This window comes from Paenibacillus haidiansis, from assembly GCF_036553665.1.
Classification (GTDB): domain Bacteria; phylum Bacillota; class Bacilli; order Paenibacillales; family Paenibacillaceae; genus Fontibacillus; species Fontibacillus haidiansis.
This window is the reverse complement of record NZ_JAZHPZ010000001.1, coordinates 825,114-844,277: the sequence shown is the minus strand read 5'-3', so window position 1 is coordinate 844,277 and position 19,164 is coordinate 825,114. Positions and strand designations below refer to the sequence as shown.

Below are 19,164 nucleotides of genomic sequence, written 5' to 3'. Positions count from 1 at the left end.
CTATGCTGCATGTTAAGCAGAGATAGGAGTCGATGATGAACAGAACGTGGTTGCAAGTAGTTATGATGCTTGTTGTCAGTTGCCTGTTAGTAGTAGGTTGTACAAGTGAATCCAAGGGGCCGATTGAACCGAACGAGAATCAAGAGACGACCGCGCTAAAGGTCATCTACCATGATTCGGAATTATTCTACAAGCAATATGGAGATGGGTTCACCACGCTTAATGATCATATCCAATTGGAAGTAATCAGTGATGCGGATATTTACGAGGATATGGGGGACAAGACGAAGGAAGAGGTGTATGCACAGTTTATCCGGGAAGAACAGCCGGATATCTTGATTCTTGATGCTCATCAGTTTAAAAACCAAATTAACGATGGAATACTGGCTGAACTTGATTCGCTAAAGACTAGAGATTTCTATAATCTGGATGGGTTCGTTCCCGGTCTTGTTGATCAACTTAGAGAAATAGGCGCTGGTCAATTGTATGGCCTTACTCCGTCGTTCTCGAGCAAGGCGATATTTTATAATAAGGATCTGTTTAGGAAGTATGGCATAGAGTTTCCATCTGATGGACTGAGTTGGTACGACATCCTTGATCTTGCCCGTCGTTTTCCTACGGAAGGGGATGAACAGACCCGAGTTTACGGATATAGCGGTGGAGATGTGTATGAAGCCCCCATGGATCTAGTTACACTGATTGACAAGATGAGCCGGGCTGAAGGATTGTCGATCGTGAATACAGATAAGATGCAGGTGACCATAGATACAGATGCGTGGAAGAAAGTGCTTCAGACCGCTATCGAAGCTGACCAATCGGGAGCTATCTTTAATTCTATGGATGAATTATTCACCAGTGGAACGAAAGAGGAGTTTTATGATAGCCAACAATTTCTCATGGGGCGTTCTGCTATACATATTGGATCTGTAACATCGCTAGCGCTTATGGATCATTTCAAGAATGATATGAATGATTATGTACCCTTTGAACTCGGTATTGCCGCTGGACCCGTCGATCCCCTTGATCCTACATCAACCTATGTAACTCCAGGTGATATATTCGCTATTAATATAGCATCAGTCCATCAAGATGCAGCATGGGAATTTATTAAATATGTGTGCAGTGAAGATTATGCTCGTGCCAGCTCCGAATCTAATGAATTGTTGTTAGGTCAGCAACTGTTATTAAGTCGATCAGGATTTATGCCTGACTATGAAGGAATCAGTTTAGAGCCGTTCTATCAACTTAAATCAAAATTGCTAAAGCGTAGTGATGAGTGGTACAAGATACCTGATCAATTCTTCAACGATTTTGCTGCGATCTTAAGTCGAGAACTAGAACTTGTAGAGAAAGGACAAAAATCCCTTAATGAAGCAGTAGCAACAATAAAGTCCGAAGCGCAAACGGTGCTTGATCAATCTGTAACTGAAATGAAATTAATGGAGTCCGTTAAATAGTACGCTAGTTTTTTAATCAATCCAGCTAAATTTTGATTCTATTTTGGATCCTCCATTTCCGTGAGATTTTAAAACAAATCGTGCATCACCCTCATATAAACTGCATTTCTTTAATGTTACTATTACGATGAAGTATGACAATCCTGAGCAGAAGTAGGAGGGTTAAAAGATGTTCGTATGGAAGCGTTCTCTTTCGATTTTGGCAGTGACAGCTTTGATAGGAATCCTGGCTGCCTGCGGCGGAAACGGAGAGACCAGAAACAATGCCGCATCCACCGCAAAGCCTGCCAACAATGCGCCGACGGAACAGACGGCGTCAGACAACGAGCCGGTCAAGCTGCGTATTATGTGGTGGGGTTCCCAGCCGCGCCATGAGGCTACGTTGGCCGCGTTGGATTTGTACACCAAGAACAATCCGAATGTTACATTCGAACCGGAGTATTCCGGTATGGACGGATACTTGGATAAGCTGTCGACGCAGGCCGCGGCCAAAAACGCACCGGATATCGTTCAGCTCGATCCGGGCTGGATGCCGGACTGGATGTCCCGCGATCAGTTGATCGATCTGTCGCCTGAGGTCGATGTAAGCAAATTCGATGAGAAATTGCTGTCCGGTGGACAGCTTAACGGCAAGCAGTATGCCATGCCGCTGGGCTCGGTCGCTTTCGGGATGGTCTATGACAAAGCGGCCATGGATAAGCTCGGAATTGCCAATCCGCAAAATGGCTGGACCTGGGATGACTTTTTCGCTTTAGCCAAGGAATCCAAATCCAAACTTCCGAAGGGGCAATATTTCTCTTTGGATTACGGCGGCAATTACTTTGTGTATTCGGCGTACCAATACGCCAAGGGAAAAGGGCAGGTTATCACGGATGACGGCCATTTCAACGTCGATCAAGCCACCTTTGTGGAATGGGCGGCGAAATTCGAAGAGCTGCGCAAGGAGGGATTGGTTCCGCCGGCAGACGTCAATGCGTCCGATAAAGAAAATGATCCGCAAATGGACTTGATGGCGGCGGGTAAAGTGTTGATGCGTTACAGCTTCTCCAACAACCTGGGTACTTGGGACAGCATCAAACCGGGCGCTTATGCGCTTGTGACGATGCCTCGCGCCGAAGAGGCGGGCGGATGGCTGAAACCGTCCATGTTCCTGGCCGTTACCAATAACTCCAAGTATGCCGTAGAAGCCAAGAAATTCGTCGACTGGTTCGTGAACAGCCAGGAGGCGGCGGACATCCTGCAAACCTTCCGCGGGCTGCCGGCCAATAAGGATATCGCCGCTTCCCTGGAAGCGGGGATGAGCGAATTGGATAAGGTCGGCTTGGGACTTCTGCGCGCCACGGAGCCGGATGGCCAGAAATGGTCGGCCGGAGCAGGCGGCTGGACGAACTTTATCGACAAAGACTGGGTGCTGGTTCGCGATCAGCTCATGTTTGAAAAAGTTACACCGGAGCAAGCTTTTGAACAACTGAAGGAAGCCGCGCAATCTTACGAAAAATAATCCAAGGATGAAGGCCCGGGACTGTCTTGTCCTGGGCCTTAAAATTATTGGAGATGGGAGCACAGGAGGGATTTTGGATGAGCACTTCTTTTGCGTATCACCCTGGGAATGGGTATGAGGCTTGGCTGCAATACCGCCGGGCCGATCGGGGAACAAATGATGAACGGTTTACAGAATATCATCATATTGTCGCATCGGTGCAGGATGAGGTGATGCGTTCTGCAGTCGATGAGCTGTCGGACGGCCTGAAGGGAATCACCGGCAGATCCGTTTCCATTACCGAAGATGCGGTATCTACGCCTTGCATCCTGCTCGGAATCTTTGGCGCAAGCAAAGCGATAGACCAGGCTATCGATGCCGATACAGCCCGTGCCGTCAAAGCGGAAGGCTTTGCCATTCAAACGGACAGCCTTACCCGTAACATTGCTGTCGGTGCGGCGACCTCCGCGGGCCTGTTGTATGGTGTATTTCACTTGCTGCGAATCATGGGTGCAGGCGGTGCCGCCGATCGTTTAAGCCTGGTTGAGAATCCCGTCAATCCCCTGCGTATGATCAACCAATGGGACAATATGGATGGGAGTGTGGAGCGGGGGTATGCCGGGAAATCGATTTTTTTCGAAAACAACCGGATAACGGGGAATCTTGAACGCATTAAGGATTACGCCCGGCTTCTTGCCTCTTGCGGTATTAATGCGATCGCGATTAACAATGTAAATGTTCATCGGGTGGAGAGCCGCCTCTTGACCGAATTTCTGCCGGAAGTTGCTAAGCTGGCGGAGATTTTCCGGAGTTATGCCATTAAATTGTTCCTAAGCATCAACTACGCCAGTCCCATGGAGCTCGGCGGCCTCCCGACGGCGGATCCGGTGGCTTCGGACGTCCGCGAATGGTGGCGCTTGGCGGCCTCCAACGTATACGCCGCTGTTCCCGATTTCGGCGGATTTTTGGTTAAGGCCGATTCGGAGCACCGGCCGGGGCCGTTCACCTACGGCCGGGATCATGCCGACGGCGCCAATATGCTGGCCGAGGCCTTGAAGCCATACGGCGGCATCGTGATCTGGCGCTGTTTCGTGTATAACTGCAAGCAGGACTGGCGCGATCGCACTACGGACCGGGCGAGAGCCGCCTATGATCATTTCAGGCAACTGGACGGAAGCTTTATGGACAATGTCATCCTGCAAATCAAGAACGGTCCGATCGATTTTCAGGTGCGGGAACCGGTTTCTCCATTGCTTGGGGCCATGCCGCGGACGAATCAAATGATCGAATTTCAAATTACCCAGGAGTATACCGGGCAGCAGCGGCATGTCTGCTATCTGGTCCCCCAGTGGAAAGAGATTTTGGATTTCGACACCCATCTTCAAGGGATGGGGACTCCCGTCAAACGCATAGTGGACGGAACGGTTCATGGCAATCCTTACAGCGGCTTCGCCGCCGTCTCCAATATCGGAGACGACACCAATTGGACGGGACACCCGCTAGCCCAGGCAAATCTATACGGCTACGGGCGTTTGGCCTGGAATCCGGAGCTATCCTCCGAGGAGATCGCCGGGGAATGGATTACCTTGACCTATGGCAACCGTGAGCCGCTTTACGGGATAATTCAAGACATGCTTATGAGTTCATGGGAGATATACGAATCCTATACGGCTCCGCTGGGCGTCGGGTTTATGGTCAACCCGGATCACCATTACGGACCCAATGTGGAGGGATACGAATATTCGCCATGGGGGACGTATCATTATGCGGATTGCCATGGCATTGGAGTCGACCGCACGACGGCGACCGGAACCGGGTATACATCTCAATATGCCGGTCCAAATAGGGAAATGTACGAGTCGCCGGCGACTTGTCCCGACGAATTGCTGCTCTTCTTCCACCATGTTCCCTATACCCATCCGCTTCATTCCGGCAAAACCGTGATTCAGCATATTTACGATACCCACTTTGAAGGCGCCGAGCGAGCGGAACGGTTGTTGGCAGCCTGGGAACGGGTAAAAGAGCATATGGACGAAGAGGCATTCCGACAGGTCGCGGACCGTCTTGCCGAGCAGGCCGAGCACGCCAAGGAGTGGCGGGACCGAATCAATACGTATTTCTTCCGGAAAAGCGGCATTGCCGACGAGCGGGGAAGAACGATTTATTGACGTCGCATTATTTATTGGGAGGGGCGGTGGATACCGCTCCTTTTTTATCGTTATATTTTGAAAGAATTCGAGCATTGCTCTCATTTAGCGCGAATTGTACCGACTGTATACTTAATCTATACCATAACGATACATAAGAGGTGACCGCCTATGAACCGTACTACAGCCGCCGTTACCCGATCCGCCGCGAAGCCCAATAAAAGGCCCTTCTTTCGAGGCAGATGGAGCGCTCCGCTTACGGGCTACTTGTTTATCTCGCCCTGGCTGATCGGTTTTTTTGCACTGACGGCATATCCGTTATTCTTGTCCCTGTACTATTCGTTCACCAATTATACCTTGATGCAGCCGATCGAATGGATCGGTACCCGCAATTATGAGCGGATCTTTACCGCGGACCCGAAATTCGTTGATTCCGTGAAGGTTACCTTTACGTATGTTCTGGCTTCGGTTCCCTTGAAGCTTATCGCCGCCCTGTTTGTCGCTATGATCCTAAGAAAGGCGGTAAGAGGAATAAGCATCTATCGCACGGCGATTTATTTCCCTTCGCTGATCGGCGGCAGTATCGGGGTCTCCCTGCTCTGGCGCAACATTTTCGGGGTCGACGGGATCTTCAACAAGATCATCGGAGTTTTCGGTTTGGAAGGAAAGGGCTGGATTACAAGTCCCGATACAGCGCTCGGTACGCTGATCCTGCTGACGGTCTGGCAGTTCGGCTCCACCATGGTCATTTTCCTGGCGGGACTAAAGCAGATCCCGAATGACCTGTACGAGGCGTCCGCGGTTGACGGGGCGAACAAGGTGACCCAATTCTTCAAGATTACCTTGCCGATGCTTTCGCCGATTCTCTACTTCAATTTAATTATGGGCGTCATCGGCGCCTTCCAGATGTTTACCTCCGCTTTCGTCATTACGAACGGCGGGCCGATGAACGCCACTTATGTGTATGCCTTGTATTTGTATGAAAGGGCATTCAGCCGATATGAACTGGGGTATGCCTCGGCACTGGCCTGGATCATGCTGGTCATGATTGTATTGGCAACGATTCTCATCTCCTACTCTTCAAAATACTGGGTATTCTATGAAACCGAATCCGGAAGGGGGAAAGGGAAATGACACAGCCAAAATGGAAGCCGGCTATCCGTCATGTGTTCATGATCCTGTTCAGCTTCATTATGGTATATCCGGTTCTGTGGTGGATCGGAGCTTCGCTGAAGCACAGCACCGAGCTGACTTCACCCGGGATATTCCCGGCCGTTCCGCAATGGAGCAATTACGTCAAGGGCTGGAACTCCATTCCGGGTCATACGTTTACGGACTTTTATCTCAACACCTTCGGGCTTGAAATTGCCGTCATCGCGACGACCCTGATCTCCTGCACATTGGTAGCCTTCGGATTTGCTCGGCTTGATTTTCCGCTGAAGGGCTTCTGGTTCTCCATCCTGATGCTGACGCTCATGATGCCGGCTCAGGTGCTGATTATCCCGCAATATGCCCTGTTCTATCAATTGGGCTGGGTAAATACGTATCTTCCGTTCATTGTTCCTCATATGCTTGCGGGCGGGGCCGGCGGGACCTTCTTCGTCTTCCTGCTGATTCAATTCATACGCGGTATCCCCAGAGAGCTGGACGAATCGGCCAAAATCGACGGTTGCTCCTGGTTCGGCATTTACTGGAGGGTCGTTATTCCTCTTACCCTGCCGGCAATCGTCACTGTGATGATCTTCTGCTTCCTGTGGAATTGGGACGATTTCCTGGGGCATCTCCTGTATCTGAATACGGTTGAGAAATACACGGTCGGCCTGGCGCTGCGGATGATCAACGATTCCCAATCCGCGCAGGAGTGGGGACAATTACTCGCGATGTCGCTGGTCTCCGTTCTGCCGGCAACACTCATCTTTATGTTCCTGCAGAAGTACTTCGTGGAAGGGATTGCGACTACGGGAATTAAAGGATAATATGTAGAAAGCATCTGTCCGAAACGGTAAAACGTCGAACTCCCTTCGCCGTTTTACCGTTTATTTCGCCTGAATCGGAAAGGAAGATAAGCCTTTGACCAATCCTTTTAAAAAATTCAGGATCGACCGTCTTTTCTTTCATAGTTTTGCCGCCGTGCTCATTGTGGTGATTGCCGTCATCGCATGGACAAGTTACTCCAATTCGTCCAAAGCGCTCGTAGAGACCACCTCTCACTACCAGCAGCAGCTGCTGGATGAACTGAATAATGAAATTTCAACCCGGCTCGTCATGATCGAGCAGATTTCTCTGTCCAGTTCACGCGACACCGAGCTGATCGATTTTCTCCTGAACAGGCAGGACGAATTCGAGCGCCACCGCAGACGCGTAGCCGTAGAAAGCGCGCTGGCGAATTTGACTTATGCCATCCCTTTGATTCAAGGGATTGATCTTTATATGAATAATCCGATCCCGAGCGAAAGGCAAAGCTATATTCAGTTTCGGGATTTTGGGACATTAGACAACCGTGAGTTCTCCAAATGCCTGGAAAAGAACGATTTTTGCTGGTCGCAAGAGTATCCGTTCCCCAGCTCGCAGGGGGAGGTCCCGGTGCTTAGCTTCGCCAGAAAAATCGTATACGATGACGATTATCTGGGCGTTCTTGTCATACATATCAAAGCGAACGAAATCCGGAAGCTGCTGACCGGCAATTCTGACGGATCCAATCGAATCCTGGCCAGTATCGAAGGGCAGCAGATCATGAAGATCGGCGATCCGCTTGATCAGAGCGACTGGTCCGAGTGGATCAATCTTAAAAACGGTAAATCGGGCTATGTCCATATCAAGGGGACTGATAAATCCGCAAATACGCTGCTGGTCTATTCCAGGTTGGATAATTCCGTCTGGACGCTGATCGAATTCACCTCGTGGAACCAGATTACTTCAAGCAGTCTGAAGCTGGCGGAATGGATCGCCCTTATCGGTATCGCCGCCGTGCTGCTGGTATTGCTTCTGACCCACTATATCAGCAATCAATTCACGAAGCCGATCAAGCAGCTTGTTACGGCGATGCGCATGTATTCCGTTGGCGGGAGCAAGGTCGATTTGCCGCAGGATTACCAGAATGAATTCGGTTATCTGTTCGCCGGGTACCGCAAGCAGAACGAGCGGATCGAGGAGCTCTACCTCTCGCTTGAACGCCGGCATGAACAGCAAAGAAAAGCCGAAATCGAAGCGCTTCAGGCCAATATCAATCCGCATTTTCTCTATAATATGCTGGATCAGCTGAACTGGATGGCGATCGAGGCCGGTCAGGAGGAGCTGAGCCGTATTTTGGAGTTGATGGGCCGAATGTTCCGGATCGGATTGTCCAACGGGAATAGCTTTATCACGATCGAAAATGAGCTGTTGCATATTCAATGTTATTTGGAAATTCAGCAGCTGCGCTGGGGCGACGGCTTGGAATACCGGATTGAGGCGGCTATGGAACTCCAGGAATTATTCATACCGAAGCTTACATTGCAGCCGTTCGTGGAGAATTCGATTGTCCATGGATTTAACAAGCAGCGTTGCGGCGAGGTTGTCATTCTGATGGAGAAAGCCGGGGATGCGCTTCGGGTGATCATCGAGGATAACGGAGCCGGACTGAAGCAGCCGGTAGAAAGGCAGCAGAAACGCCATACGGGAGGCTACGGCATACGCAATGTGAGAGAAAGAATCGCCGGGTACTTCGGAGAGGCTTACGGCGTTACATTGACGGAACGCGAAGAGGGCGGAACAAGGGTGGAGATCATGCTGCCGCTGTTAACGGAGCCCCCTTCAAAACCCGATGTATAGATACATAAATAGCATATGGCTGATAGTTTAAAATTCGTAAGCGCTTTCCTCGCGATGGAGAAAAACAGCTTTCATCGTTGCTGCCGGTTCTTGCAGAGTTTAAGGAGGTTGAAACAGGTATATGTGGAAAATCGCAATCGTAGACGACGAGCGCCAGGTGCTGCAGGGAATGAAACGTGCCATTCCATGGGATAAGCTGGAGGCGGAATGGGTCGGGGAGGCCTTGAACGGGGAAGACGGTCTGGAGATGATCCGTTCCGCACGCCCGGATATCGTGATCACGGATATATATATGCCGGTCATGAATGGGCTGGAAATGATGGAGCAGCTTAGGAAGGAAGGCTACCGCGGCAAGATCATCATATTGAGCGGGTATTCGGACTTTGAGCATGCAAGACAGGCGCTCAGGCTGCAGGTCAGCGATTATGTCTCCAAGCCCATCAGTCTGCCTACGCTTACGACTATTTTAAACAATGTGATCCGGGAGCTTACGGAAGAAGAAGGGGAACGAAAAAAGCAGGGGGAGCTAGAGTTTAAAATATCGCTGTATGAGCCATTCGTTAAGAAGGAATGGATCCGCTCCGCGGCGATCGGCACCCTGGACCATACCTATAAGGACAGTATCCATCTTCCGCCGTCCTATCGTTATTGGCTGGGACGCAAACATATGACGGTGGGCATCGATCTCCTCCGCAACGAGCGGGCAGGCTGTTTGTCCGTATCCGACTGGAATCTGTTTCGCTTTGCGGTCAGCAACATTGCTTGTGAGGTTGCCCGCAAGCTGTTTCCGGATATCGAATACACGGAGCTTCACAGCACCAGAGCGTTATTGATCATTCATCCGCAAGAAGAGGAGGGGGAGCGGCTGGAGAAAAGACTGGAGGAGCTGGGGATCCGGCTGGCCGACAGTATCGGGAGCTATCTGAAGCTGGCGGCGCGAATAGGGATCGGAGGTTTAAAGGAGGCGTGGACGGAGATTTCCGATTCGACGGAAGAAGCCTTTCGGGCCATAGACCGGGGAGCGGCGAGAATCGCTTCGGCCTATGAAGTATATCTATACCGGGAGGATCAGGGGGGAGAACAGGAGAGCGTCGCTCTCTTTCCGGTCAAATTGTCATATAGGCTTGCGAGCGCGATGAAGTCCTCGCAGGAAGCTGAAGCGCATCAGCTTGTACAAGAATATATGACCGCTCTGAAGCAGCGCACAGGAATATCGCCTGTGCATGTTCAGATGCTTGCCAGCGAGCTTTGGGGAATCATTGCCTATGCTTTATACGAATCCGGCATGGTGCTGGAAGAACTGTTTACGCATGACCAAATTGCCAAGGAGATCAGTGCTCTGGTCCTACCTGATCAATTGGCGAACTGGCTGAAAGATAAAATAACCAAGATTTGCGGCAGCAAGCAATGGAAAGGGAGCAGCAAACACCGGCAGGTCGTCGATTTCATGACCGGTTATATTCATGAGCATTACGCGGAGGACCTTACCCTTGCCGAGTTATCCGATAAAGTGTATATATCGCGGAACCATCTGTCCATTATTTTTAAGAATATAACCGGAGAAACCTTCAATACTTACCTCACCCGGGTGCGAATCGAGAAGGCGCGCGAATTGCTTCTGGAACGGAATATGCTTGTCTATGAGGTGGCGGAACGGGTCGGCTACAGAAATATTCCTTACTTCAGCACGCTGTTCAAGAAAATTACGGGAATGAACCCTACGGAGTTGATTAGATAAAAATGAATGGAGCCATCATAAGGAATCCTATGATTTGGGCGGATGTGCCGGACCTGGATGTCATCCGGGTCGATTCGTTATTCTATATGGCCAGCACCAGCATGCATTCCATGCCCGGGTGCCCGATCATGAAATCGGAGAACTTGAGAGATTGGGAGATCGTGAATTACGTTTACGATACGCTTGAAGATAACGATGCTCATCGTTTATCCGACAGAGTCGGTATATACGGCAAAGGAATGTGGGCGCCCAGCCTTCGCTTCAAGGACGGGATGTACTATGTCTGCTTCTCGTGTAACGACATGGGGCGGTTTTATGTATATCGAACGGAGGATATCGAACACGGAAAATGGGAGCGTTCGGTGATTCCCGGCCTCCGCCATGATCCGAGTCTGTTGTTCGACGATGGCCGCGTATTCGTGATTTACGGAAACGGAGATATCCGGATTACGGAGCTGACGGAAGACGCGACGGCTCTCAAACCCGGCGGAATCGATCAACCGCTGCTCCAAGGCGAACGGGAAGGAATCAATTTGCGAATCGAGGGCTGTCACGCTTACAAGCTGAACGGATATTATTACTTATTCTTTATCGAGTGGCCGGGAATCGGCAATCGCCGGAGAAGACAGATATGTTATCGCTCGCGCGATCTTCTGGGACCCTATGAACGAAAAATTCTTCTGGATGACGATATGGGATATCAAAATAATGGGGTGGCTCAAGGGGGAATTGTCGACACTCCGGATCACGACTGGTATGCCGTGTTGTTCCAGGATCACGGTGCCGTCGGCAGAATTCCCTGGGTGCTTCCGATGACCTGGGAAGATGATTGGCCCGTGATCGGAGCGGACGGAAGAGATCCCCGCGTCTTTGAGACGAAGCTGCCGGAGGCGAGTCCAAAGCCGATCGTGATCAGCGATGAATTCGATTATGGCGACAATCGCCTTGCCCTGAACTGGCAGTGGAATCATAACCCGGATCCCCGGCTATGGTCCGTTACGGAACGCCCGGGCTATCTGCGGCTCCGCACCGGAAATTTGTCGGACAGCGTGTTGCGCGCCCGCAACACGCTGACGCAGCGGACCGAAGGTCCCGTATGCCGTGCGGAGACATTGCTGGATGTCTCAAATTTGAAGCCGGGCGATCGGGCGGGATTGGTTGCCCTGCAAAACGGGTTCGGGACGGTCGGCGTCGAGGCGGATGAGGGCGGCGGCTTCCAGATCGCCATGTGTGTCAATGATGGAGAGGGAAGACCGGAAACCGTGGAGAGCATTCCGTTTTCAGGAAACCAAATCCATCTTAAAATCAGGTTTGATTTTCGGGAAAGCGTGGATCAGTCCAAATTTTACTACTCGGTGGACGGAGCGAATTGGAAGCGGATCGGACGGATATTGGAAATGAAATATACGCTGGATCATTTTATGGGCTACCGGATCGGTTTGTTCAATTATGCTACGAAACAGTCCGGTGGCTATGCCGATTTCGATTATTTCCGTTATTTCAAACAACTCTGATAAAAGGTGAATTACCCGCCCCGCAAGCCAATGTACAGTTTTTAAATAAATAATTTGAGAGGTGCCGCGCCATGGCAATGATTCAAGTGAATTTCAGTTCCACAGCAATGCGAAGAGAAGTCCCTTTTACAGCGCTGATTCCGTTGGACCGCCCGGGCATCCCTGGATATCGGCCGACGGAACGCGGTTCAATGAAGACATTATATTTGCTGAACGGATATTCCGGCAGCAATATGGACTGGATCGTATTTTCCCGGATCCGCGAGTTGGCAGACAGGCTGAATATCGCGGTTATTATGCCTTCCGGCGAAAACCACTTCTATATAGATGATGAGGATAAAGGGGAATTGTACGGAGAGTACCTGGGGAATGAACTGGTTGAATTCACGCGAGGGCTGTTTCCGCTGAGCCGTGACAGAGCCGATACATTTATCGGCGGCTTATCCATGGGAGGTTATGGAGCGATTCGCAACGGTCTCAAATACGCCGACCGATTCGGCCGGATCATTGCGTTATCCTCCGCACTCATTACCTATAAGATTGCCAATGCGTCTCCCGGGTATAGCGACGGCGTAGCCGATTACAAGTACTTTAAGCGAGTTTTCGGCGATCTTGATCAACTGACGGGGAGCGACAAGGATCCGGAAGCACTCGTAGCGCGTCTGAAGGAAGACGGGTCTCCGATTCCCGATATCTATATGGCCTGCGGGACCGAGGACTTCCTGCTGGATGTCAATCGGCGGTTTACCGGATATCTGAATCGTGTGAATGTGGACCACGTCTATATCGAAGGTCCGGGTGCTCACACATGGGATTTCTGGAACGACCATATCGGAGAAGCGCTGGAATGGGCCGTAGGAGACCGGGATTCTGCGCATTAGCCCGAGTCCGCCAAGTGGCGGTTCAGGGAAGCCGAACGACAATGTCGTTCGGTTTTTTATCTGTGAAGGTCGATATCTTGATTCCGTTTATTTAAATTTTTAGCTATTGTTTCCATAAACTACCTTGACAGTAGAAGCGCATAGGATATAGCATGAAAATATTGGCAGGGCAAAAGTTACTTGTCAGTTAAAAAATTCAAAATAGTATATTCCAGGAGGTGAAGGATTAATAAGGAAGCGTTAATAGTTTCGAGACAAATTTTTGAGAGGAACCCACAATGAAGAGCGCCAAACTTCCTATTACGATGTCCCCGCCTATTCGAGTGTACCAATACAGAGCTTACCCTCTGTCGGTGACGGCGAATTATCCGGAAACGCTTGCCTGGTTTCACAGCAATTTTATTCATCTGAAGTGCAACTTGAACTTTGGAGAGATGCAGGATCTGAATATCGACTTCATCGCCGGCAATATCTACGGGGGAATACCATGGCTTGAATACGTCGATTGCGACTTTAACCGTGGAGGCGAGGCGGATGAACACGAGATCTGCGGAAAGATCATATCAAGCATTGATGAAGGATATTATTATTACACGTTTGTGGACGAGTTCTATATTCCTAATAGGGTTGCGTATCAAAGATTTAATAACAACCATGATTTATTCATATTCGGATACGACCTGGTTCGCAGCAGATTCCATATCGCCGGCTTTGACGAGAAGATGAATTATGTGGAATCCGATATCGGCTTCGATGATTTTGTATGCGCTTCAAAAAACTGCAATATTCATTCTTCAAATTTGATCAGAATGAAACAAAACCAGGATTATTCTTTCGATAAAAACAAGGTGATTGCTAAGTTTGAAGACTATTTGCATGCAAGAAATTGCGCCGGAAGGCTGTCGGATTATGATTTTAATCATGAAACAGAGCATATGGACCATTTGAACCAGCATTTGATGACCGAAGACTGGGGATTCGGAATGGACATCTATGAACAAATCAGTTTGTACTGCGGCATGCTGCCCCAGAAAAGAGTGAAGCTGGATATACGCCCTTTTCATTGCTTATGGGAGCACAAAAAATGCATGCTGGAGCGATTGAAATACTTCCATGAAAACCGGCTCATCAATGATTCGGGGCTGATCGACACTTGCCAAGAAATTATGGTACAAGCCGATAATATCAGACTGTCCGTTCTTAAGTATACGCTTACGAATAACGAAGATATTCTAACGAGAATAAACGTCAAGATTCATGAAATCCATTCCAAAGAGCTTGGGCTGCTGCCCAAGATTATTCATCAGCTAAAGACAAGCTAGGAGGAGTAAAATGAAAATCCCCAACATTAAAAAGCTTGAAATCGATATCACTCATGCCTGTTCGCTTGCTTGCTTAAATTGTGACAGAGGGTTGTCGTTAATGCCCGGAAACAAAGACACGCATATGGATGTGGAACAAATCCGGAAATTGGTGAGCCAATCCGTTGCCCTTAACCACCCGTGGGAACAAATCAGAATTATGGGCGGCGAAGCTACGATTCATCCCGATTTCGAAGAGATCGTCCGCATTTTGTTTGCTTACAAGGAAGAACATAACCCGTCGCTGAGATTGATAGTTTCCAGTAATGGATATACCCCTGTTACAAAGAAGAAATTAATGTGGCTGGAGGAAAACTATCCTACGATAATGATCGAGAACACCAACAAAGTCGATAATTATCAAAAGGGATTTAATATAGTTCATCAGGCTCCCTGCGATCTCCCCAAAAACAAGGAGCATGAATATACGGGATGCTGGACCACGGAAGCCTGCGGCCTCGGATTAAACCGTGCCGGATTTTACTGCTGCGCCGTCGGCGGGGCGATCGATAAGTTCTTTAAATATAATATCGGAATCAAAGATTTGGCGGACGCCACGGTTGAAAACATGTCCAAGATGTTCAACCCCCTCTGTTCGAAATGCGGCAGATACGAGCATCTTAATGTAGACGACAACAACATCCAATTGGTCGTCTCCGAAACCTGGGAAGAGTGTATGGATAATTTTGACGAGAAGGTATTATTGGACAGATACTGATCTGCTACTTCAAATAACCCGTAAGATTGAGGTATATTGTATAATATGGTAAGATAACAATAGAAACAAGGAGGCTGCGCCACAGCCTCCCCGGTACAACACTTGGGTGGGAAACCTCCAAAATGTTGAGCAGAGAATAATCCGCACCTTGGCGCTAACCTGGGCGGGTTATTTTCGTTTATTCAGATATGTGAGCAGCGCGAGAATAAATACAGAACCCAAATTATACCACAGGTGTCTTCGAAATAGGCGGACGCTTGTGGTATTTTTATGGGAAATGGCTGGAGCGAGATTCAGCCCCGGCTTGCCGATCTCCGGCCGGAGGTTTATCATAAATTTGATATGTTTATGACTGTAAGGAGGATGGAAAGATGCAGTCCGGAACCGGAACAGAGAATGAGCACATGAAACCCATTAACGATAAAATGATTGAAATCCGGCGTCATCTTCATCGCCATCCGGAGGTGGCGAATGAGGAAGTGGAGACGACCCGGTACATCCGGGAGCGGCTTACGGAGGCGGGAGTGCGGATCGCTGACTATCCGCTGCGAACCGGGCTGATCGCCGAGATCGGCGGCCACCGGGAAGGGCCGGTGATCGCGCTGCGCGCCGATATCGACGCGCTGCCGATCGAGGAGCAGACGGGCTTGCCCTACGCGTCGACGATTCCCGGGAAAATGCATGCCTGCGGGCATGATTTCCATACGGCGGCGATGATCGGAGCCGCCGTCCTGCTGAAGGAGCGGGAAGCGGAGCTGCCGGGCACGGTCCGGCTGCTGTTTCAGCCGGCGGAGGAAACGGCGACGGGGGCGAAGCAGGTCATCGCGAGCGGCGCGCTGGAAGGTGTGCAGGCCGTATTCGGCATGCACAACAAACCCGATCTGCCGGTAGGCACGATCGGGATCAAGGGCGGCCCGCTGATGGCGGCGGCCGACGGTTTTGTGATTGAGGTTGACGGCGTAGGCACCCACGCCGCCGTGCCGGACGCGGGCGTCGACCCGATCGTCGCGGCCGCGCATATCGTGACGGCGCTGCAATCGGTCGTCAGCCGCAATGTCAGCCCGCTGCGGAGCGCCGTCGTCAGCGTCACGCAGATTCATAGCGGGACGGTGTGGAACGTCATCCCGCAGCGGGCGGTGATGGAAGGTACGCTGCGTACCTTTGATCTTGCGACACGGGAGCTCGTGATGGAGCGGTTCGCCCATATCGCCGAGACGGTGGCCGCGGCCTTCGGCGCGACCGCCACGGTGCGCTGGGTCGAAGGCCCGCCGCCGATCGACAACAACGACGCCTTGGCGGAGCTGGCCACGGGTGTGGCGGCCGAGCTGGGGTACAACCCGATAACGCCGCAATTATCTTCGGCGGGAGAAGACTTCGCCGTCTACCAGCAAAAGGTGCCGGGGCTTTTCGTGTTCATGGGCACCGCCGGCACGCGGGAATGGCATCATCCCGACTTTACGCTTGACGAGAGCGCCCTCCCTGTCAGCGCCGAGTTCTTTGCACGGCTGGCGGAGCGTGCGTTGCAGCAATTAACAAACTGAGAGCGACAGCCAGAATTAGCATATTCACAATAATATGATATAGAGGGGCAAAATAAAAATGCTTAGGAAAAGCGTTTCTTTATTTATGTTCTTTATAATAATTATTTCTGGCTGTTCCGCAGAAAAAGAAAAACCGTCAAACTTCAACTTAAAAGTTCTTGCCTGGAACGAAACCATATTTAATCGGCAATATGGAAGCTATTTTCTGGCGACACATCCGGATGCCAACTTGGAGGTCATATCGATTATCGAAACCATGGATCCGGAAACCAATGTTACGCAAACCATCGAAAATCTGATTAATAAAGAAAGCCCGGATGTTGTCTCGGTTCCGATGGAATCTTACCTCGTTCTAAGGGATAGCGGCAAATTGTCTTCGCTTACCAAACTGGTTCAAAGCAAAGGCTTTGACTTAACGGCTTTTTCGCCGGCCGTTATTGAATTTTTACAAGATGAGCAGGGACAACTGTATGGGTTAACCCCGGTTTTTACCGGACAGGCCTTATACTACAATAAAGATCTCTTTGATCGTTATGGTATCACGTACCCGACAGACCAAATGACCTGGGATGAATTGTTCAAATTGGCGCAAAGATTTCCCGAGGAAAATGGAAATAATGCTTCGCAATATGGCTTATATCATAAGGACGCGTCAAATCCGTTTTTGATGGCGCTGAAAATTGGCGAATCCAGCGGCCTTTCTTTTAGCAATAACGAGCAGATCACTTTATACACGGAATCATGGAGTCAAATCTTCAAGAATGTTACGGATTGCTTTAAAACTAATGTTTGCTATGACCCCAACGGAATCAAATCTAATGATTCTACACGAATTGAGCAAGTTGAACGCAGCGCTTACCCTTTTTTGATCGGAAATATAGCAATGGCGATAGACGAATCAACCCTTTATAAGACACTAACAAATACCGCTAGACAACAAGCTCCGGTGGATTTCGATTGGGGAACGGTTTCGCTCCCGGTAAGCGCGGATCATCCGAATACCGGCAATAGCGTTTATATGAACGAAATATTTGCCGTTCCTACCGTAGCCAACGAACCTGATGGAGCATGGGAATTCCTGCAATATGTATCCGGTGAAAATTACGCGAAATTATTGCCGCAGATCAATACGGTGGATTTGCCGACGAGGCCGAATTTGGAGACGATGGATGAAAGGGAGAAGTCCTTTTATCATATTGAGCATGTTAATATCACGCTTATTAATCAAATGCGCAAGTTTCCCCTGGCTTTTCTCCCAAAAATAGATGAAATCTCTCAAAAACATATGGGAGCAATCATGTCTGAGCAGCATACGGTTCGGGATGCGCTTCAATCCATGGAAGAGGAAATTGAATTCACGTTGGAACAATTGGACGCCGATTAAAATGTCAAAGCGAACCCCCCGTAACCTGAATTCAGGTTATGGGGGGTTCGCCGATGGCGGAGATTATACCTCATCATAAAGCTGCTGCAAAAATGTAATGCTCGCCTCCATATCCGGTTCCGGGGTGCTTTCGAGAATCCCGTGGATATGGGGGCGTTTATATTTCATATAGTGAAGAATGGGGCGGAAATGCAGCCGCCCTTTACCTACCGGGACGATTTCGATTCGTCCCTGTTCGACGATGAAGTCCTTCAAATGGATGACGGCGATCCGGTCGCCGAGCAGCTCGATCGCTTCGGAAATAATGTCGTCCTGCCGCAAATAGTTAGCCGGGGACATGAGATTCGCGCAGTCGAGAATGATCTGAAGATTGTTCGAAGGCACTTCGTCCAGCAGCCGCTTCGCCAGAGGCGCCGAATGAAGCGGGTGGTTTTGCCCGGCTTCGATCCCCACCGTCACGCCGAAGCGCTCGGCTTCGGCTACCATCACTCTGACGGAAGCTATAACCTTCTGGAAAGCCGCCTCCGTAAAATTGTCTGCCGTATAGCCTTCGCCTACGCTGCCGGTCTCCGTGCCGACGAGGCTGGCGCCGAAATCTCTGGCCAGCCGCAGATGCGTGCCGAAGTCGCGCAAGGCTTTCGCCCGTTTGTCCAAGTCCGAATCCACAATGTTGACATAGCAGCCGAGCACGGCGATATGAATGCCGGCCTGCCGGAAAGCGCCGCCGAAATAGGCGGCGGTTCCGGGGCTGATCGCGGATAAATCCGGGGCGCCTAAGGGAAATGACTTCTTTACGGCGAACTGGATATGGGAGAACGAATGCCGTTTGATTTTCCCGATGAGCTCATCCAGTGGAGCCCGCGCGAAATCATGGGCACGGACGCCCAAATTTAGCGGGGGAACTGCAGGGGCTGCTTTATTCACCATCGATAATTCCTTCCTTTCAACAGCAAAATAAGATTCCGATTTAGATATAATGTATAGAATTTTAGATTTTGTGAGGTACTCATCACGCCGGCGAGGTGTCATTATCTAAGGCGTAGACCGGAAATCAAGAGCATAACGCTATTTTTAAGCCAATCTGACTAAATGATTATTTACGAAATTATACAAGAATAATTATAATCTGTGAG

14 protein-coding genes are annotated in these 19,164 nt (G+C 50.0%); 13 read left to right on the top strand and 1 reads right to left on the bottom strand.

Annotated elements, in window-relative coordinates:
• Positions 1–35: 35 nt before the first annotated feature.
• From V3851_RS03945 to V3851_RS03885, 13 genes are all read left to right on the top strand, one after another.
• Positions 36–1,457: an ABC transporter substrate-binding protein gene (locus tag V3851_RS03945; protein WP_331845166.1), complete on the top strand. Its 1,422-nt coding sequence runs from the start codon at positions 36–38 to the stop codon at positions 1,455–1,457.
• 169 nt (positions 1,458–1,626) lie between these two features.
• Entirely contained in the window at positions 1,627–2,958 is a 1,332-nt protein-coding gene (locus tag V3851_RS03940; protein ID WP_331845165.1) for an ABC transporter substrate-binding protein, read from the top strand.
• A gap of 77 nt (positions 2,959–3,035) precedes the next feature.
• Positions 3,036–5,105: an alpha-glucuronidase family glycosyl hydrolase gene (locus V3851_RS03935; RefSeq protein WP_331845164.1), complete on the top strand. Its 2,070-nt coding sequence runs from the start codon at positions 3,036–3,038 to the stop codon at positions 5,103–5,105.
• Positions 5,106–5,255: 150 nt separating this feature from the next.
• The gene (locus V3851_RS03930) at positions 5,256–6,218 is read left to right on the top strand and encodes a carbohydrate ABC transporter permease (protein WP_331845163.1); all 963 of its coding nucleotides are present in this window, start codon (positions 5,256–5,258) and stop codon (positions 6,216–6,218) included.
• Positions 6,215–7,060 carry a carbohydrate ABC transporter permease gene (locus tag V3851_RS03925; protein ID WP_331845162.1) on the top strand — a complete coding sequence of 282 codons (846 nt, stop codon included), beginning with the start codon at positions 6,215–6,217 and terminating at the stop codon, positions 7,058–7,060. Before V3851_RS03930 ends, V3851_RS03925 begins: the two co-directional genes overlap by 4 nt.
• 94 nt (positions 7,061–7,154) lie before the next feature.
• The gene (locus V3851_RS03920; protein ID WP_331845161.1) at positions 7,155–8,894 is read left to right on the top strand and encodes a cache domain-containing sensor histidine kinase; all 1,740 of its coding nucleotides are present in this window, start codon (positions 7,155–7,157) and stop codon (positions 8,892–8,894) included.
• Positions 8,895–9,015: 121 nt separating this feature from the next.
• A complete protein-coding gene (locus tag V3851_RS03915) occupies positions 9,016–10,632 on the top strand; it encodes a response regulator transcription factor (RefSeq protein ID WP_331845160.1) in 1,617 nt (538 codons plus the stop codon).
• Between the two features lie 2 nt (positions 10,633–10,634).
• Positions 10,635–12,146: a glycoside hydrolase family 43 protein gene (locus V3851_RS03910; protein ID WP_331845159.1), complete on the top strand. Its 1,512-nt coding sequence runs from the start codon at positions 10,635–10,637 to the stop codon at positions 12,144–12,146.
• Between the two features lie 71 nt (positions 12,147–12,217).
• Entirely contained in the window at positions 12,218–13,027 is an 810-nt protein-coding gene (locus V3851_RS03905; protein WP_331845158.1) for an alpha/beta hydrolase, read from the top strand.
• 278 nt (positions 13,028–13,305) lie between these two features.
• Positions 13,306–14,349: a hypothetical protein gene (locus tag V3851_RS03900; protein ID WP_331845157.1), complete on the top strand. Its 1,044-nt coding sequence runs from the start codon at positions 13,306–13,308 to the stop codon at positions 14,347–14,349.
• Between the two features lie 10 nt (positions 14,350–14,359).
• Complete coding sequence (locus V3851_RS03895) at positions 14,360–15,106, top strand: radical SAM protein (protein ID WP_331845156.1); 747 nt, start codon at positions 14,360–14,362, stop codon at positions 15,104–15,106.
• 371 nt (positions 15,107–15,477) lie between these two features.
• The gene (locus V3851_RS03890; protein ID WP_331845155.1) at positions 15,478–16,647 is read left to right on the top strand and encodes a M20 peptidase aminoacylase family protein; all 1,170 of its coding nucleotides are present in this window, start codon (positions 15,478–15,480) and stop codon (positions 16,645–16,647) included.
• 58 nt (positions 16,648–16,705) lie between these two features.
• The gene (locus V3851_RS03885) at positions 16,706–18,031 is read left to right on the top strand and encodes an ABC transporter substrate-binding protein (RefSeq protein ID WP_331845154.1); all 1,326 of its coding nucleotides are present in this window, start codon (positions 16,706–16,708) and stop codon (positions 18,029–18,031) included.
• Positions 18,032–18,094: 63 nt separating this feature from the next.
• Here the strand turns inward: V3851_RS03885 and V3851_RS03880 are convergent, their stop codons facing one another.
• Positions 18,095–18,958 (bottom strand): sugar phosphate isomerase/epimerase family protein, encoded by an 864-nt coding sequence (locus V3851_RS03880; protein WP_331845153.1) that lies wholly within the window; start codon positions 18,956–18,958, stop codon positions 18,095–18,097.
• Between the last annotated feature and the right edge of the window lie 206 nt (positions 18,959–19,164).

What these genes read in the sequence shown, in the direction of transcription:
- V3851_RS03900 (WP_331845157.1), top strand. Translation starts at nt 13,306, where the DNA reads ATGAAGAGCGCCAAACTTCCTATTACGATGTCCCCGCCTATTCGAGTG.
- V3851_RS03915 (WP_331845160.1), top strand. Translation starts at nt 9,016, where the DNA reads ATGTGGAAAATCGCAATCGTAGACGACGAGCGCCAGGTGCTGCAGGGA.
- V3851_RS03945 (WP_331845166.1), top strand. Translation starts at nt 36, where the DNA reads ATGAACAGAACGTGGTTGCAAGTAGTTATGATGCTTGTTGTCAGTTGC.
- V3851_RS03885 (WP_331845154.1), top strand. Translation starts at nt 16,706, where the DNA reads ATGCTTAGGAAAAGCGTTTCTTTATTTATGTTCTTTATAATAATTATT.
- V3851_RS03940 (WP_331845165.1), top strand. Translation starts at nt 1,627, where the DNA reads ATGTTCGTATGGAAGCGTTCTCTTTCGATTTTGGCAGTGACAGCTTTG.
- V3851_RS03905 (WP_331845158.1), top strand. Translation starts at nt 12,218, where the DNA reads ATGGCAATGATTCAAGTGAATTTCAGTTCCACAGCAATGCGAAGAGAA.
- V3851_RS03935 (WP_331845164.1), top strand. Translation starts at nt 3,036, where the DNA reads ATGAGCACTTCTTTTGCGTATCACCCTGGGAATGGGTATGAGGCTTGG.
- V3851_RS03895 (WP_331845156.1), top strand. Translation starts at nt 14,360, where the DNA reads ATGAAAATCCCCAACATTAAAAAGCTTGAAATCGATATCACTCATGCC.
- V3851_RS03930 (WP_331845163.1), top strand. Translation starts at nt 5,256, where the DNA reads ATGAACCGTACTACAGCCGCCGTTACCCGATCCGCCGCGAAGCCCAAT.
- V3851_RS03890 (WP_331845155.1), top strand. Translation starts at nt 15,478, where the DNA reads ATGCAGTCCGGAACCGGAACAGAGAATGAGCACATGAAACCCATTAAC.
- V3851_RS03910 (WP_331845159.1), top strand. Translation starts at nt 10,635, where the DNA reads ATGAATGGAGCCATCATAAGGAATCCTATGATTTGGGCGGATGTGCCG.
- V3851_RS03925 (WP_331845162.1), top strand. Translation starts at nt 6,215, where the DNA reads ATGACACAGCCAAAATGGAAGCCGGCTATCCGTCATGTGTTCATGATC.
- V3851_RS03880 (WP_331845153.1), bottom strand. Translation starts at nt 18,958, where the DNA reads ATGGTGAATAAAGCAGCCCCTGCAGTTCCCCCGCTAAATTTGGGCGTC.